Genomic DNA, 14622 nt, shown 5'->3' on the forward strand with positions numbered 1-14622 from the left:
GCAGCCCTCACGCCCGAAAAGTACAGCCATTCCCCTTTCCGGGCGGAGCTGTGCCAAGATCGTTTACGGCGTTCCCCCCACCAAACGGCGCCAACCGTTCTCACACCAGGGACTTTCACCATGTTCCGAGTCCACGGGGGATCACGCCCCTTGAGCCGCGTGGCCATCGGCACCGCGCTCGTCCTCGCCACGACGGCGGGACTCGCCCTTCCTGCCTCCGCCGCACAGGCGGCGCCCGTATCCGCCGTCACGACCGTCGCCTCCGGCCCGGCCGTGCCCGCCGGCTTCGAGGCCCACTACACGAACGGCGTCGTCCTGACCTGGACCGCCAACAAGGACGAGTCCACCACCGGCTACCGGATCTACCGCTGGCGCACGGCGGACGGCCCGGACACCGCCCAGGTGATCGCCACCGCGGGGAAGGTGCCCTTCGCCGGGCGCCACGTGGACGAGACCGAGCTGGACAAGGGCGGCGTCCACTACAGCTACGCCATCACGGCCATCGGCAGGGACGGCGCGGAGTCCGCCTTCTCCACGCCCCGGGACATCGTCCGCCCCTGGCACGCGGCCCCGGTCGACGTCGCCGCCACCCTGGCGGACGGCACGCTGAACATCCGCTGGAAGCAGCCCGAGGCGGGCGACCGCCCCGACCACTGGCTGATCTACCGGTCCAAGACCGCGCCGGTCCGCCCCGAGACCGGTGCCGAGCTCTTCCACGAGGCCGGCGGACCGGACGTCACCCTCCAGGTCCCGGAGAAGGAGGGCAACGACTACTACTACGCGGTCGTCGCCATCACGCCGGCCCGGTCGGCGTACTCGAAGTCGGTCAGGCCCACCATCACGGAGCGCAAGCCCGGAACGCCCGCCGCCCCCGTCATGTGGAATGTCGGCAGCGTCGGCAACCAGGGCGAGATCGCCCTGGTGAGCTGGGACGACGGCAAAGCCAAGCCCGGCGACCCCCGGATCGTGGGCTACAACGTCTACCGCTGGACGTCCGAGGAGCGGCCCGACGCCACGGACCGCGGCGGCGCGACCAAGCTGAACCCGGCACCCGTCACCGGCCGTTCGCTCCAGGACCCGGACGTCAAGGACGGCACCAAGTACTGGTACGCCGTGACGGCGGTGACAGCGGACGGCATCGAATCGGCACCGGCCGCGCCGGTCCTGTACTGGACCGCCTGACGTCCACCGGACCCGCCTGACGTCCACCGGGCCCGCCTGACGTCCCCGGTCGGCCGGGCGGGCCCCACGGCCCGGCCGACCGGGTCTAACCTGGCCGCCATGGCGATCGACCTCCGCGACCCCGACCCCGCTTACCTCGCCTTCTGGCGCGAGCGGCACGTCTGCACCCTCACCACCCTGCGGCCCGACGGCTCCCCGCACGTCGTCCCCGTCGGCGTCACGTACGACCCCGACGCGCGGATCGCCCGCGTCATCTGCGACAAGAGCAGCCGCAAGGTCGCCAACGTCCAGGCGGCCGGCCCCGGCGGCGCCCGCGTCGCCGTGGCCCAGCACCAGGGCAAGCGCTGGGCCACGCTGGAGGGGCGCGCCGTCGTCCGCACCGAGGCCGACGCCGTCGCCGACGCGGTGCGGCGCTACGCCGAGCGGTACGAGCGCGTGCCGCGCGAAAATCCCGACCGCGTCGTGATCGAGATCGCGGTCACGCGGGCGATGGGGCGCGGGTAGGGGGCACCTACCCGCGTGGCAGCGAAAGCCTCCCTTCGGTGGGCCCTTCTCATGGAGGATCGCGCTGCGGCAGGATGAGCGGATGCCCGAGGTGACCATCAGCGAGGAAGATCGCCGACTTCTTGGGCTTTGGGCCGCCGATCGCGCCGAGCGGGCGCTGCCGCTGTTCGAGGCGCGGGCTCCCTCCGACCCCCGCCCCCGCGAGGCCATCGACGGCATCCGCGCCTACGGCCGCGGTGACCTGCGGAAGGGGCCCCTGCGCTCCCTCGCCCTCGCGGCCCTCGCCGCAGCGCGGGAAGTCGGCGATCCCGCCGCCACCGCCGCCGCCCGCGCGGCGGGCTACTCGGCAGCGGCCCCCTACATCCACGCGCTGTCCACCCCTCACCAGGCGAAACACGCCCTCGCGCCCGCGATGTACGCGGCGCACGCCCGTGAGCTCGCGGCGGGCGGCGACACCGGCGTCGGCGACGACGAGATCCGCCGCGCCATCGAGCACGCCCCGCCGGCGGTGCGCGGCATCGTGCGGCAGATGCCGGCCTTCAGCCCCGGCCGCAGCCGCCTCGACGCGTTTCGCCACCGGCTCGATGCGGCTCTTCGCCTCGCGCCCTAGAGGGTGTGTCCGGTGGGTCGATGCGGGTCCCGCGGGCCCATCGGGCGCACCCTAGTTGGCCCAGGGCGGTGTGATGGTGCTTCCGTCGGGCAGCACCGCGCTGAGGCCGACCTGGGTGGTGACCCAGAAGTGGGCGGGCTCGCCGGTCGGATTGCTCACGGCGAGGGTGGCGTCGGCCGGGGCCACCGCGGCATCTCCGGCATCGAGTTCGGCGGTCTCGCCATCGATGGTGAGACGGATCCTGCCGGACAGGACGTAGAAGACCTCCTCGGCGCTGATGACATGCTCCGGGGCCACCGTGCCGGCCGGGATCTCGCCACGCCACGCCGCCAGGTCGCGGCTTCCGGTGGCCGGGCGGACGTAGGAGGCGAAGCGGGCGCCGTGGATCTCGTGGACGACGGCCTGGTTTCCGCGAACAAAGGGCATGGGAATCTCCGGAAAACTGTAACTGGACAAGCTCCTTGTCTATATAGACAAGCCCCTTGTCCAGTTATAGTCAAGGCATGGACGACGCCCTGGCCTTCTCCGCTCTCGTACTGGCTCTGTCCGGGCAGCTGGTTCAGGAGATCGATTTCCGGGTCCGCGAGCAGGGGTTCGCCGATCTGCGTCCCGCGCACGGCTTCGCCTTCGCCCGGATCTCGTGCGGCGACGCCACCACCGCCGACCTGGCCGAACACCTGAATATGAGCAAACAGGCCGCCGCCCAGCTGGTCGAGGAGCTGGTCCGCAAGGGGTACGTGGTACGCCGCCCGCATCCGCGCGACGCCCGGGCCAGGCTCCTGGCGCTCACCGATCGCGGCCGGGCGGCCACCCAGGCCGCCGACGAAGCGGCCAAGGCGGCCGTCGCCCCCTGGCGCGAGGCGCTCGGCGAACGCCGTTTCGCCGCCCTCGTCGCAGACCTGACCGGACTCGCACCCGCCGGACCGATCCGCCCCGCCTGGTGACGCCGGCCGGCCGCCACCGGGCCGACCCATCGGACACGCCCCAGGGGCCCGGCCGAGGGTTGCACTGCCGGAGCACGGCGGAAGCGTGTCGCGGGGGCGATATAGAGGGCGAACCGGGCAGCGGCGATGAGCCCGGGGCCACGGGACAGCGGGATCGTGCATCGGCGGGGCTTGGTCGCGTTTCTTCCGCCCCACGGGAACCAGGGGTGCGTACGGCAGCGAAATCCCTGTTCAGGAGGGCTATTTGGGGCCCTTCCAGTGGAGGATCACGCTGCCTTACGGCGAGCCGGGCCTCCAAGCCGCGCAGCGGTGAGGCTCGCTGCCCGCGCGTCTTCGGGGCGACCGATGGATGCCGCGCCCGCCCTTCCGGCCGCGCGGGACGCTTCGCGTCTGCGCGCGTGGCGGGGCGGGTTTTTCTCCCCCACCCCGCCCCTTCCCGTAACTGGGGGCTCCGCCCCCAGCCCCCCGAGGGGAGGGGGCCTAGGCGCGGAGCGCCGTCTTTACGGTGCGTATGAGTGCCGCGAACGCGGCCGGTTCGGTCGCTATGACCGTGCCGGGTGCGTCGCTCTCGCGGAGGGCGATTGCGGCTTGGGCCGCGGTGACTTCGACGCAGTCGTTGCCGGGCCCCGTGCCCGAGAACGAGCTCTTCCGCCACGCCTCTCCGACAGCCGCAACCTCGACGCATTCGTTGCCCGGGCCGTTCCCGGAGAACGACGACTTCTGCCACATGGTTCGACGCATACGTCACATCTCCCGTGCGATCCGCTGGATGAAATCCCTCGTCGCCTCGGGGCTGAGCGCCGAACGCTCCATCGTGCGCAGTCGGTCACGGTAGTGGTCGAGTTCCGCCTCACCGTCGATGAACACACTGCCGTGCACCTGATCGATCTGCACGGTGTCCAACTGGGGCACCAGACCCTCGGCGTACAGCATCGAGCAGCCCATCCCCGCGAAACGATCCGCCGCGAACGGGATAACCCGAATGGTGACCCCAGGACGCTCCGAACACTCGAGGATGAAGTCGAGCTGCTCCCGGGCCACCTTGTCCCCGTCGACCTTCATGCGCAGCGCAGCCTCGTGCACCACCGCCTCAAACGGAAGCGGGTGTGCCCGCTCCAGGACCTGGCGCCTGCGCATCCGGAATTCGATGACGGCCTCAAGGCGGTCGGGAGCATAGCCCGGACTCAGGTATGTGAATAGGGCGCGCATGTAGGGCTCTGTCTGCAGAAGCCCGGGAACGTGGACTACCTGTATCGCCTTCAGCGCCACAGCATGATGCTCAAGCTCGGCCACGTCCAGGGTCAGCGAATCGATGACACCTCGGTACTTCTCCCACCAGCCTCGTCCCTGCCTGCCGGTCATGGCAACCAGGGCATCCACCAACGCCTCGTCTGTACAGCCGTAATGGCCAGCCAGCACGCGCAGGCGCTCCTCACCGATCCCGATTCGACCGACCTCGACGTGGCTCATCTGCATCGGGCTGATACCAAACCGACGCGCGGCCTCGCGGGCCGTCATGCCCGTGCGCTCACGCATCTTGCGCAGCTCAGCGCCCAAGCGCACTTGGCGCGCAGTCGGGTTACTCCTGGGCGGCATGCGCCAACTCTCCCTGATCTAGAGCACCTGGTGCGTCACCTTGCCACGCCTAACCCCTGCGGGGCGAACTTCAGCGAACCGCTTGCATAGTTGCTACATAGGTCCCTACGTTGAGTGCTCCGCCGCTCACACAGCGACGGAATCCGGCCGCCCCGGAAGCGCACCGCCGTGCCCAAACGCATGCGCGGCAAGACACCGTGAACCGGCCGCCAACACCCCACCGCAGGAGGCGACATGCTGCCGCACGCCGAAACGTTCGAGTACCGACTCCTCATCCCCCACGACGCCCGCGCAGTCCAGGTCGCCCGCGCGTCCATCCGTGCCGCGCTCACCGCGCACGGCATCCGCGAACTGACCGGCCGCGCCGAGCTGTTGGCGGGCGAGATGCTGACGAACTCGATCGTCCACACCACCAGTACCGCCGAGCTGACGCTCGCCTGGTCGCAGTGGGAGAGCCTCCGGCTGGCCGTGCGGGACACCGGTGCCCGGACACCGGCGATCCGTACGACGATGCGGCCGTTCGACAGTGATGGGCGCGGCCTCCGCATCCTCCAGACGCTCGCGGACCGGTGGGGTTATACCCCGCTCCACCGCGACCTCTACGGCGAGGAGTCCAAGACCGTCTGGTGCGAGATCAGCCGGCGCGTGCCCGCCGCGTGGGCCTGAAACGGCACGGGGCCGCCACCCGTCTCCGGATGGCGGCCCCGCCGTGAACACACGGCTCAGTGTTTCTTCTGCTCCCGCTTCGGGCGCCACACAACCAGCGCACTCGTCTGCTGCACGTCCTGGTACGGGACCAGGTCCCGCCGGTACGACGCGTGGACCTGCGCCTCCCGCTGCTGCATCGCCGCGGCCGCGCCGTCGACGACGGACTGCAATTCAGCAACGCGGGCGCTCAGCGCGGCGACCTGGTTCTCCAGCTCGATGATGCGCTTGATGCCCGCGAGGTTGATGCCCTCGTCCTGGCTCAGCTGCTGCACCTGGCGCAGGAGTTCGATGTCGCGCGCCGAGTAGCGGCGGCCGCGTCCGGCCGTGCGGTCGGGGGAGACCAGGCCGAGGCGGTCGTACTGCCGCAGGGTCTGCGGGTGGAGACCCGACAGCTGGGCCGCCACGGAGATGACATAGACCGGCGACTCATCGGTGAGCTCGTACGGATGGCGTCGGCGGCCGATTCCTTCCATGGGTCACGCTCCCTTCGCGGCCTGGAAGAGCTCCTCGCGCGGGTCATCGTCCGCTGTGGCCTCGCGGTAGGTCTCCAGGGCTTCCCGGGCCTTGTCGCTGAGTTGGGTGGGCACGGCGACGTCGACGGTGACCAGGAGGTCGCCGCGGGTGCCGTCCTTGCGGACCGCGCCCTTGCCACGGGCGCGCATCGTCCGGCCGTTGGGCGTGCCGGCGGGCAGCTTGAGGGTGACGGGCGGGCCGCCGAGGGTGGGGACCCGGACCTCGCCGCCGAGGGCCGCCTCCGTGAAGGTGACGGGCACGGTGATGGTGAGGTTGTCGTCCTTGCGCCCGAAGACCGGGTGGGTGCCGACGTGGACGACGACGTAGAGGTCGCCGTTGGGGCCGCCGCGCTCGCCCGGGGCGCCCTTGCCGCGCAGGCGGATCCGCTGGCCGTCGGAGACCCCGGCGGGGATGCGGACCTGCATGGTGCGGGAGGACTTGGCCCGGCCGCTGCCGTGGCAGACGTCGCAGGGGTTCTCGGGGATGAGCCCGCGGCCCTTGCAGTCCGGGCAGGGGTCGGTCAGCGAGAAGCCGCCGCCCGAGCCGCGCGACACCTGGCCGGTGCCGACACACGTCGGGCAGACCCTGGGCGTACCGTTTTTGTCGCCCGTGCCGGAGCACGCCTTGCACGCCGCCGAGGAGGACATCCGCAGCGGAACGGTGGCGCCTTCGACCGCCTCGGTGAAGTTGAGCGAGACCTCGGACTCGATGTCCTGGCCGCGCCGGGGCTGGGTGCGGGCGCTGCCGCCACCGCCCCGGTTGAACAGGCCGCCGAAGACGTCGCCGAGCCCGCCGCCGCCGAAGCCGCCGGCTCCGGCGCCGCCCTGGGCGCCCCCGAAGAGGTCGCCCAGGTCGAAGTTGAACGAGCCGCCGCCGCCCGGCCCGGCACGGAAGCCTCCGTTGCCGAACAGGGCGCGGGCCTCGTCGTACTCCTTGCGACGCTTGGGGTCGGCAAGGACGTCATTCGCCTCGGAGATCTCCTTGAAGCGCTCCTCGGCCGAGGCGTCGCCCTTGTTGGCGTCCGGATGGAACTCGCGGGCGAGCTTCCGGTACGCCTTCTTGATCTCCGCCTCGGTGGCGTCCTTGGAGACGCCGAGGACCTTGTAGAGGTCCTTTTCCAGCAAGTCCCTGCTGAGGCTCATCCCCGGCGCCCCTCCTTCCCGTCACTCATCGCGTCAGCCCTCTTCCGGGCCACCGCTCTCCTCGTCGGACGACTCTTCGGCCTTGGGGCCGGCGCCCGGCTGCGGCTCGGCCACCGCGACGCGCGCGGGGCGGATGGTCCGCTCGCCGATCCGATACCCCGGCTGCAGGATCTGCACGCACGTGGTCTCGGTGACGTCGGGCGCGTAGCTGTGCATCAGCGCCTCGTGGACCAGCGGGTCGAAGGGCTCGCCCTCCTTGCCGAACTGCTGGAGGCCCATCTTGGCGACGACCGTCTCCAGCGACTCGGCGACGGACTTGAAGCCGCCGACCAGCTCGCCGTGGTCGCGGGCGCGACCGATGTCGTCGAGGGTGGGGAGGAGCTCGGACAGGAGGTTCGCCACGGCGACCTCCTTGACCGCGACCCGGTCCCGCTCCACCCGGCGACGGTAGTTCTGGTACTCGGCCTGGAGCCGCTGGAGGTCCGCGGTGCGCTCGCCCAGCGCGGCCTGCGCCTGGTCCAGCTGTGCCTGGAGGCCAACCTCGACGAGGTCCTCGGCCGCGGCCGGGCCGGCCGGGGCCGCCTTGTCGGCGGACCCGGCGGCCTTCGCCGCGTCGTCGGGGGTCGTGGCGTCGGAGGTGCCTTCAGGCTTCTCGTTCTCGTCGAAGCCCGGGGTCTCCTCCGTCACGCCGACGCACCGCCCTTCGGCTTCTCGTCGTCGACGATCTCGGCGTCGACGACGTCGTCCTCGGCCTTGGGAGCGCCCGCGCCGGCACCGGCGGCACCGGCCGCGCCCTGCGCGCCCTGGGCGTCGGCGTACATGGCCTGGCCGAGCTTCTGGCTGACCGCGGCGACCTTCTCGGCAGCGGTGCGGATCTCGGCCGTGTCCTCGCCCTTGAGCTTCTCCTTCAGCTCGGCGACGGCGGTCTCGACCTCGGTCTTCACCTCGGCGGGAACCTTGTCCTCGTTGTCCTTGAGGAACTTCTCCGTCTGGTAGACGAGCTGCTCGCCCTGGTTGCGGGACTCGGCGGCCTCGCGGCGCTTGTGGTCCTCCTCCGCGTACTTCTCGGCCTCTTCGCGCATGCGGTTGACCTCGTCCTTCGGCAGCGAGGAGCCGCCGGTGACGGTCATCTTCTGCTCCTTGCCCGTGCCCAGGTCCTTGGCGGTCACGTGCATGATGCCGTTGGCGTCGATGTCGAAGGCGACCTCGATCTGCGGGACGCCGCGCGGGGCCGGCGGCAGGCCCGTCAGCTCGAACATGCCGAGCTTCTTGTTGTACGCCGCGATCTCGCGCTCGCCCTGGTAGACCTGGATCTGCACGGACGGCTGGTTGTCCTCGGCCGTCGTGAAGATCTCGGAGCGCTTGGTCGGGATCGTGGTGTTGCGCTCGATCAGCTTGGTCATGATGCCGCCCTTGGTCTCGATACCGAGGGACAGCGGGGTCACGTCGAGGAGCAGGACGTCCTTGACCTCACCCTTGAGGACACCGGCCTGCAGGGCGGCGCCGATGGCGACGACCTCGTCCGGGTTGACGCCCTTGTTGGCCTCCTGGCCGCCGGTCAGCTCCTTGACGAGCTCGGCGACGGCGGGCATACGGGTGGAACCGCCGACCAGGACCACGTGGTCGATCTCGGACAGGGCGATGCCCGCGTCCTTGATGACGTTGTGGAACGGGGTCTTGCAGCGCTCCAGCAGGTCCGCGGTCAGCTGCTGGAACTGGGCGCGGGTGAGCTTCTCGTCCAGGTGGAGCGGGCCCTCGGCGGACGCCGTGATGTAGGGCAGGTTGATCGAGGTCTCGGTGGACGAGGACAGCTCGATCTTCGCCTTCTCAGCGGCCTCGCGGAGGCGCTGGAGGGCCATCTTGTCCTTGGACAGGTCGACGCCGTGGCCGTTGGCGAACTGCTTGACCAGGTAGTCGACGACGCGCTGGTCCCAGTCGTCACCACCGAGGTGGTTGTCACCGTTGGTGGCCTTGACCTCGACGACGCCGTCGCCGATCTCCAGCAGCGAGACGTCGAAGGTGCCGCCACCGAGGTCGAAGACCAGGATGGTCTGGTCGTCCTTGTCGAGGCCGTAGGCCAGGGCGGCCGCGGTGGGCTCGTTGACGATGCGCAGGACGTTCAGGCCCGCGATCTCGCCGGCCTCCTTGGTGGCCTGACGCTCGGAGTCGTTGAAGTACGCCGGAACGGTGATGACCGCGTCGGTGACCTTCTCGCCCAGGTAGGCCTCGGCGTCGCGCTTCAGCTTCTGCAGGATGAAGGCGCTCATCTGCTGCGGGTTGAAGGTCTTGCCGTCGATCTCGATCTTCCAGTCAGTGCCCATGTGGCGCTTGACGGAGCGGATCGTCCGGTCGACGTTGGTGACGGCCTGGCGCTTGGCGACCTCGCCGACCAGCACCTCACCGTTCTTCGCGAAGGCGACGACGGACGGCGTGGTCCTGGCGCCCTCGGCGTTGGTGATGACGGTGGGCTCACCGCCCTCGAGAACACTGACGACGGAGTTCGTCGTACCCAGGTCGATGCCGACCGCACGTGCCATGTCGATTCCTCCAGCTGACTTGAGTGGAACAGACTCAAGAGTGCAACAGGGACGCAAACCTGTCAACAGACCTGAGTCGACCCCACTCAGCTTTTATGTCGGGCTTACAGTCACCCAGGGCCGCGAGGGCGCTGCGAAGGGTCGCCTGCGCGACGCAGATCACCGGCGATGCGGGTATATCGCGCGCGCGAGAGTGAGTAGTCTCGAACGGACTGGATAAGTTACCGATTGGTAATTCCGCTCCAATCCTCCATCCCCGCTCTATCCCGCAGGTCCGAGGAGCCCTCCCATGCAACTCGCCGCGATCATCGTGTCGCTGGTCCTCATCGCGGTCGGCGTAGCGCTGTTCGGCCGTGCCCTCTTCCAGATCTACCGCTTCGTACGGCTAGGCCAGCCCGTACCGGCGGGCACCCGCACCGACGAACCGGTACAGCGCACGGTCACGGTGGCCAAGGAGTTCCTCGGCCACACCCGGATGAACAAGTGGGGCGTCGTCGGCGTCGCGCACTGGTTCGTGGCGGTGGGCTTCTTCTCGCTGCTGCTGACGATCGTCAACGCCATCGGACAGCTCTTCAAGGCCGACTGGCTCCTGCCCATCATCGGCGACTGGACGCCCTACAACGTCTTCGTCGAGTTCGTCGGCACGATGACCGTGCTCGGCATCCTGGCGCTCATCGTCATCCGGCAGCTGAACCGCCCGGGCGGCGCCGGCCGCAAGTCCCGCTTCGCCGGCTCCAACACCGGCCAGGCGTACTTCGTCGAGTCCGTCATCCTCATCGTCGGCGTCTGCATCTACATGCTGCACGCCCTTGAGGGCGCCCAGCACCACGTCGACGGCTACGAGGCGTCGTTCTTCCTCTCCTACCCGGTCGTCTCGTGGCTGGAGGGGATGGACGTCTCCACCCTCCAGAACCTCACCTACTTCTTCGCCGGGCTGAAGATCGCGACCTCCTTCATCTGGATGATCACGGTCGCGCTGAAGACGGACATGGGTGTCGCCTGGCACCGCTTCCTGGCCTTCCCCAACATCTGGTTCAAGCGCGAGGCCAGCGGTGACGTGGCGCTGGGCGCGCTCCAGCCGATGACCAGCCGCGGCGAGCCGATCGACTTCGAGGACCCGGCCGAGGACGCCGTCTTCGGCGTCTCGAAGGTCGAGGAGTTCTCCTGGAAGGGCATCCTCGACTTCTCCACCTGCACCGAGTGCGGCCGCTGCCAGTCGCAGTGCCCCGCCTGGAACACCGGCAAGCCCCTCTCCCCCAAGCTCCTGATCATGGCGCTGCGCGACCACGCCCACGCCAAGGCGCCGTACCTGCTGGCCGGTGGCGGCAAGGACGCCGAGGGCGAGGAGCAGGGCACCGCCGAGCAGCTGAAGGACGTCCCGGCGGCCGCCCTGGCCGAGGCCGAGCGCCCGCTGATCGGCACCCTCGCGGAGAACGGCGTCATCGACCCGGACGTGCTGTGGTCCTGCACCACGTGCGGCGCGTGCGTCGAGCAGTGCCCCGTCGACATCGAGCACGTCGACCACATCGTCGACATGCGCCGCTACCAGGTGATGATCGAGAGCAGCTTCCCGTCCGAGGCGGGCACGATGCTCAAGAACCTGGAGAAGAAGGGCAACCCCTGGGGCCTGGCCAAGAAGCAGCGGCTGCAGTGGACCAAGGAGGTCGACTTCGAGGTCCCGGTCGTCGGCAAGGACATCGAGGACCTCACCGAGGTCGACTACCTCTACTGGGTCGGCTGCGCCGGCGCCCTGGAGGACCGCGCCAAGAAGACCACCAAGGCCTTCGCGGAGCTGCTGCACATGGCGGGCGTGAAGTTCGCCATCATGGGCGGCGAGGAGAACTGCACCGGTGACTCGGCCCGCCGTCTGGGCAACGAGTTCCTCTTCCAGCAGCTCGGCCAGCAGAACGTCGAGATGCTGAACATGGCGTTCGGTGAGGACGCGGAGGAAGGGGTCAAGGTCGAGAAGGCGAAGAAGAAGATCGTCGCGACCTGCCCCCACTGCTTCAACACCATCGCGAACGAGTACCCGCAGCTGGGCGGCGAGTACGAGGTCATCCACCACACGCAGCTGCTGCAGCACCTCATCGACGAGGGCAAGCTGATCCCCGTCACCCCGGTCGAGGGCCTGATCACCTATCACGACCCCTGCTACCTGGGCCGTCACAACAAGGTCTACACCCCGCCGCGCGAGATCATCGCCAAGGTGCCGGGCCTGCGCAACGAGGAGATGCACCGCCACAAGGAGCGCGGCTTCTGCTGCGGCGCCGGCGGCGCGCGCATGTGGATGGAGGAGCGCATCGGCAAGCGCATCAACAACGAGCGCGTGGACGAGGCGCTGTCCCTCAACCCGGACATCGTCTCCACGGCCTGCCCCTTCTGCCTCGTCATGCTGACCGACTCGGTCAACGGCAAGAAGAACGACGGCAAGGCCAAGGAGTCCATCCAGGTCGTCGACGTCTCCCAGCTGCTGCTGGAGTCGGTGAAGACCCCGGCCGCCCCGGAGGGCGACGGCGAGCCGGCCGACGCGCCGGAGCCCGACCCGGAGCCGGTGAAGTAACCACTTCCGCTTCCGTGCCGTGTACGAGGCCGGGCCCCGCGAGCGATCGCGGGGCCCGGCCTTCTTCAGTGGCGGCGAACACACTTGATCTCAACCATGCTTGAGGTCCTACCGTCGAAGACATGACGACGACGCCGCAGAACACGCAGCTCACCACCCCCAAGTCCGACGACGGCAACCTCGCCGGGCAGCCCGTCGGCTACTGGACGTACGCCGCCCACAAGGCCGTCATCACGCACATCCGGGCCGCCCTGGCCACGCAGGACGTGACGCAGCCGCAGTGGTGGGTGCTCAACCGCACCGATCTCGTCGAGGGCGGGCTGACGCGGCAGGAGCTGCGCGTGGCGCTCACCGTCAACCTCGACCACCGGCCCGAGGAGATCGACCAGGCCCTGTACGCCCTCGTCGCCCGTGGCTGGATGACCGAGGGCACCGACGACCGGTACGTGCTGACCGACGCCGGCCGCGAGGCCAAGGAGCGCATCTTCGTGGTCGTGCGCCGGGTGCGCGCGGAGATCCACGCCGGCATCACGGACGAGGAGTACGTCGCCGCCCTCACCGTCCTGCGCCGCATGATCAGCAACGTGGGCGCCGACGAGCTGCTCTCGCCCGACCGCTGGCTGCCCAAGCGGTAGGACAGCCTCCCCCTGGGCCTCCCCTGGGTTTTCCCCTAGGGGATGTCACAGCTCGGCCGCAAAGCCCGGTCCGTGCACCCAGGGGCGGCGCCGGTAGCTCTCCGGAGCGGGTACGTTCGAAGGCGTGGCTGGATTCAGGATGGGACGCGGACGGGACGCGCAGGGCTCCGGGCCCGCGTGGCAAGGACAGCAGGCTCCGTACGGCGGTGGCCAGGGCGCGCCCGGACACTCCGGCGCGCCCGGCGGCGGCTACGGGGACCAGCGACAGTGGCAGGGGCAGGGCGGCCAGGGCGGCTACGAGGAGCCGGAGTACTTCGGCGGGAGCGGGCAGCCGCCGCAGCAGCCCTACCAGCAGCCGCAGGCCCCGCAGGGCTACCCCCAGGACCCCTACTACGGGCAGGACGCGGGCCGCACCCAGCAGTTCAGCGTCGGGGAGGCACCGGACGCCTACGGCGGAGGCGACGGCTACGGCGGGCCGCCCGCGCCGCCGCCCGGCCCCCGGCTGCACTGGAAGGACCTGCTGACCGGCATCGTGCTGCGTCCGTCGGCCACCTTCTGGCAGATGCGGGACCACCAGATGTGGGCCCCGGCCCTGATCGTCACGTTCGTCTACGGCCTGCTCGCCGTCTTCGGCTTCGAGAAGGCCCGCGCGGACGTGCTGCACGCCTCGTTCGCCGACGTGCTGCCCGCCGTGCTGATCACCGGCGTGATCATGGTCGTCGCCGGGCTGATCCTCGGCGCGGTCACCCACACCCTCGCCCGGCAGCTGGGCGGCGACGGCATATGGCAGCCGACCGTCGGCCTGTCGATGCTGATCATGTCGATCACGGACGCGCCCCGGCTGCTCTTCGCGATGTTCCTCGGCGGCGACAGCACCCTCGTCCAGCTGCTCGGCTGGGCCACCTGGCTGGCGGGCGGCGCGCTGCTGACGTCCATGGTGAGCAAGTCGCACGACCTCCCGTGGCCGCGGGCGCTGGGCGCCTCCGCGATCCAGCTCGTGGCGCTGCTGTCGCTGATCAAACTCGGCACGCTTTAGCGCTCCGCTGGGAGTGCGGTTCTTCGGCTGCGGGCCGTCCGTGGCCGGTCGCGCAGTTCCCCGCGCCCCTTACGGGGCACGGTAGACGTGAAAGGGCCCGTCCGGAGGACGGGCCTTTTCACATGCTCACGGGGTTACGCGTCGAGGACCTGGCCCTCGCGGCGTACCACCGGCGGCTCCACGGACCACGGGAAGTTGATCCACTCGTCCGTCTTCTTCCAGACGTACTCGCACTTCACGAGCGAGTGGCTCTTCTCGTAGATGACCGCGCTGCGCACCTCGGCGACGTGCTCCAGGCAGAAGTCGTGGACGAGCTTGAGCGTCTTGCCGGTGTCGGCGACGTCGTCCGCGATGAGGACCTTCTTGTTCGAGAAGTCGATCGCGTTCGGGACGGGCGAGAGCATGACGGGCATCTCGAGGGTGGTGCCCACACCGGTGTAGAACTCGACGTTCACCAGGTGGATGTTCTTGCAGTCCAGGGCGTAGGCCAGACCGCCGGCGACGAAGACGCCGCCACGGGCGATGGACAGGATGATGTCCGGCTCGTAGCCGTCGTCCGCGATGGTCTGTGCCAGCTCACGGATGGCCTGCCCGAAGATCGGGTAGGTCAGGTTCTCGCGGATCTCGCTCACGTTGCTCTTCGCCTTGTTCCCTG

Annotated in this window: 16 protein-coding genes; 8 read left to right on the plus strand and 8 right to left on the minus strand. The window is 69.7% G+C overall.

Annotated elements, in window-relative coordinates; genetic code table 11:
- Nucleotides 1–150 precede the first annotated feature (150 nt).
- From EKH77_RS15320 to EKH77_RS15330, 3 genes are all read left to right on the plus strand, one after another.
- A complete protein-coding gene (locus EKH77_RS15320; RefSeq protein WP_126914920.1) occupies nucleotides 151–1182 on the plus strand; it encodes a hypothetical protein in 1032 nt (343 codons plus the stop codon).
- A 99-nt stretch (nucleotides 1183–1281) separates the two neighbouring features.
- Nucleotides 1282–1686 carry a pyridoxamine 5'-phosphate oxidase family protein gene (locus tag EKH77_RS15325; protein WP_126914921.1) on the plus strand — a complete coding sequence of 135 codons (405 nt, stop codon included), beginning with the start codon at nucleotides 1282–1284 and terminating at the stop codon, nucleotides 1684–1686.
- An 82-nt stretch (nucleotides 1687–1768) separates the two neighbouring features.
- On the plus strand, nucleotides 1769–2296 hold the full coding sequence (locus tag EKH77_RS15330) for a putative immunity protein (RefSeq protein WP_126914922.1): 528 nt from the start codon (nucleotides 1769–1771) through the stop codon (nucleotides 2294–2296).
- A 51-nt stretch (nucleotides 2297–2347) separates the two neighbouring features.
- On the opposite strand, the gene EKH77_RS15335 is transcribed toward EKH77_RS15330, so the two are convergent.
- Nucleotides 2348–2722, minus strand: coding sequence for a cupin domain-containing protein (locus tag EKH77_RS15335; RefSeq protein ID WP_126914923.1), 375 nt, complete (start codon nucleotides 2720–2722; stop codon nucleotides 2348–2350).
- A gap of 77 nt (nucleotides 2723–2799) precedes the next feature.
- On the opposite strand from EKH77_RS15335, the gene EKH77_RS15340 reads away from it, so the two are divergent.
- On the plus strand, nucleotides 2800–3240 hold the full coding sequence (locus tag EKH77_RS15340; protein ID WP_126914924.1) for a MarR family winged helix-turn-helix transcriptional regulator: 441 nt from the start codon (nucleotides 2800–2802) through the stop codon (nucleotides 3238–3240).
- Between the two features lie 480 nt (nucleotides 3241–3720).
- Here the strand turns inward: EKH77_RS15340 and EKH77_RS15345 are convergent, their stop codons facing one another.
- Nucleotides 3721–3969 carry a DUF397 domain-containing protein gene (locus EKH77_RS15345; protein WP_126914925.1) on the minus strand — a complete coding sequence of 83 codons (249 nt, stop codon included), beginning with the start codon at nucleotides 3967–3969 and terminating at the stop codon, nucleotides 3721–3723.
- Between the two features lie 15 nt (nucleotides 3970–3984).
- On the minus strand, nucleotides 3985–4836 hold the full coding sequence (locus EKH77_RS15350) for a helix-turn-helix domain-containing protein (RefSeq protein WP_126914926.1): 852 nt from the start codon (nucleotides 4834–4836) through the stop codon (nucleotides 3985–3987).
- 234 nt (nucleotides 4837–5070) lie between these two features.
- Here EKH77_RS15350 and EKH77_RS15355 point away from each other — a divergent pair, with 234 nt between their 5' ends.
- A complete protein-coding gene (locus EKH77_RS15355) occupies nucleotides 5071–5502 on the plus strand; it encodes an ATP-binding protein (protein ID WP_126914927.1) in 432 nt (143 codons plus the stop codon).
- Between the two features lie 56 nt (nucleotides 5503–5558).
- On the opposite strand, the gene EKH77_RS15360 is transcribed toward EKH77_RS15355, so the two are convergent.
- The 4 genes from EKH77_RS15360 to dnaK are packed head-to-tail and all read right to left on the minus strand — an operon-like array spanning nucleotide 5559 to nucleotide 9736.
- Nucleotides 5559–6017 carry a heat shock protein transcriptional repressor HspR gene (locus EKH77_RS15360; protein WP_126914928.1) on the minus strand — a complete coding sequence of 153 codons (459 nt, stop codon included), beginning with the start codon at nucleotides 6015–6017 and terminating at the stop codon, nucleotides 5559–5561.
- Between the two features lie 3 nt (nucleotides 6018–6020).
- Nucleotides 6021–7199, minus strand: coding sequence for a molecular chaperone DnaJ (gene dnaJ / locus EKH77_RS15365; protein ID WP_126914929.1), 1179 nt, complete (start codon nucleotides 7197–7199; stop codon nucleotides 6021–6023).
- A 33-nt stretch (nucleotides 7200–7232) separates the two neighbouring features.
- The gene (gene grpE / locus EKH77_RS15370) at nucleotides 7233–7886 is read right to left on the minus strand and encodes a nucleotide exchange factor GrpE (RefSeq protein WP_126914930.1); all 654 of its coding nucleotides are present in this window, start codon (nucleotides 7884–7886) and stop codon (nucleotides 7233–7235) included.
- Complete coding sequence (gene dnaK / locus EKH77_RS15375; RefSeq protein WP_126914931.1) at nucleotides 7883–9736, minus strand: molecular chaperone DnaK; 1854 nt, start codon at nucleotides 9734–9736, stop codon at nucleotides 7883–7885. Before dnaK ends, grpE begins: the two co-directional genes overlap by 4 nt.
- Nucleotides 9737–10025: 289 nt before the next feature.
- On the opposite strand from dnaK, the gene EKH77_RS15380 reads away from it, so the two are divergent.
- The 3 genes from EKH77_RS15380 (at nucleotide 10026) to EKH77_RS15390 (ending at nucleotide 13967) form a co-directional block, all read left to right on the plus strand.
- Nucleotides 10026–12296 (plus strand): (Fe-S)-binding protein, encoded by a 2271-nt coding sequence (locus EKH77_RS15380; protein WP_126914932.1) that lies wholly within the window; start codon nucleotides 10026–10028, stop codon nucleotides 12294–12296.
- A gap of 122 nt (nucleotides 12297–12418) precedes the next feature.
- Nucleotides 12419–12931 carry a MarR family winged helix-turn-helix transcriptional regulator gene (locus EKH77_RS15385; protein WP_126914933.1) on the plus strand — a complete coding sequence of 171 codons (513 nt, stop codon included), beginning with the start codon at nucleotides 12419–12421 and terminating at the stop codon, nucleotides 12929–12931.
- Between the two features lie 139 nt (nucleotides 12932–13070).
- Nucleotides 13071–13967, plus strand: a complete 897-nt coding sequence (locus EKH77_RS15390; RefSeq protein ID WP_126918085.1) for a Yip1 family protein — start codon at nucleotides 13071–13073, stop codon at nucleotides 13965–13967.
- A gap of 134 nt (nucleotides 13968–14101) precedes the next feature.
- Here EKH77_RS15390 and EKH77_RS15395 read toward each other — a convergent pair whose 3' ends face one another.
- On the minus strand, nucleotides 14102–14599 hold the full coding sequence (locus EKH77_RS15395) for a phosphoribosyltransferase (RefSeq protein ID WP_087927366.1): 498 nt from the start codon (nucleotides 14597–14599) through the stop codon (nucleotides 14102–14104).
- Nucleotides 14600–14622 lie beyond the last annotated feature (23 nt).

The organism is Streptomyces luteoverticillatus (assembly GCF_003970715.1).
Taxonomy (GTDB): domain Bacteria; phylum Actinomycetota; class Actinomycetes; order Streptomycetales; family Streptomycetaceae; genus Streptomyces; species Streptomyces abikoensis.

Excerpts from the sequence above, each read along its gene's own strand:
- EKH77_RS15325 (WP_126914921.1), top strand. The coding sequence starts at position 1,282 with ATGGCGATCGACCTCCGCGACCCCGACCCCGCTTACCTCGCCTTCTGG.
- EKH77_RS15360 (WP_126914928.1), bottom strand. The coding sequence starts at position 6,017 with ATGGAAGGAATCGGCCGCCGACGCCATCCGTACGAGCTCACCGATGAG.
- EKH77_RS15335 (WP_126914923.1), bottom strand. The coding sequence starts at position 2,722 with ATGCCCTTTGTTCGCGGAAACCAGGCCGTCGTCCACGAGATCCACGGC.
- dnaK (WP_126914931.1), bottom strand. The coding sequence starts at position 9,736 with ATGGCACGTGCGGTCGGCATCGACCTGGGTACGACGAACTCCGTCGTC.
- dnaJ (WP_126914929.1), bottom strand. The coding sequence starts at position 7,199 with ATGAGCCTCAGCAGGGACTTGCTGGAAAAGGACCTCTACAAGGTCCTC.
- EKH77_RS15330 (WP_126914922.1), top strand. The coding sequence starts at position 1,769 with ATGCCCGAGGTGACCATCAGCGAGGAAGATCGCCGACTTCTTGGGCTT.
- EKH77_RS15380 (WP_126914932.1), top strand. The coding sequence starts at position 10,026 with ATGCAACTCGCCGCGATCATCGTGTCGCTGGTCCTCATCGCGGTCGGC.
- EKH77_RS15355 (WP_126914927.1), top strand. The coding sequence starts at position 5,071 with ATGCTGCCGCACGCCGAAACGTTCGAGTACCGACTCCTCATCCCCCAC.
- EKH77_RS15385 (WP_126914933.1), top strand. The coding sequence starts at position 12,419 with ATGACGACGACGCCGCAGAACACGCAGCTCACCACCCCCAAGTCCGAC.
- EKH77_RS15340 (WP_126914924.1), top strand. The coding sequence starts at position 2,800 with ATGGACGACGCCCTGGCCTTCTCCGCTCTCGTACTGGCTCTGTCCGGG.
- EKH77_RS15390 (WP_126918085.1), top strand. The coding sequence starts at position 13,071 with ATGGGACGCGGACGGGACGCGCAGGGCTCCGGGCCCGCGTGGCAAGGA.
- EKH77_RS15350 (WP_126914926.1), bottom strand. The coding sequence starts at position 4,836 with ATGCCGCCCAGGAGTAACCCGACTGCGCGCCAAGTGCGCTTGGGCGCT.
- EKH77_RS15345 (WP_126914925.1), bottom strand. The coding sequence starts at position 3,969 with ATGTGGCAGAAGTCGTCGTTCTCCGGGAACGGCCCGGGCAACGAATGC.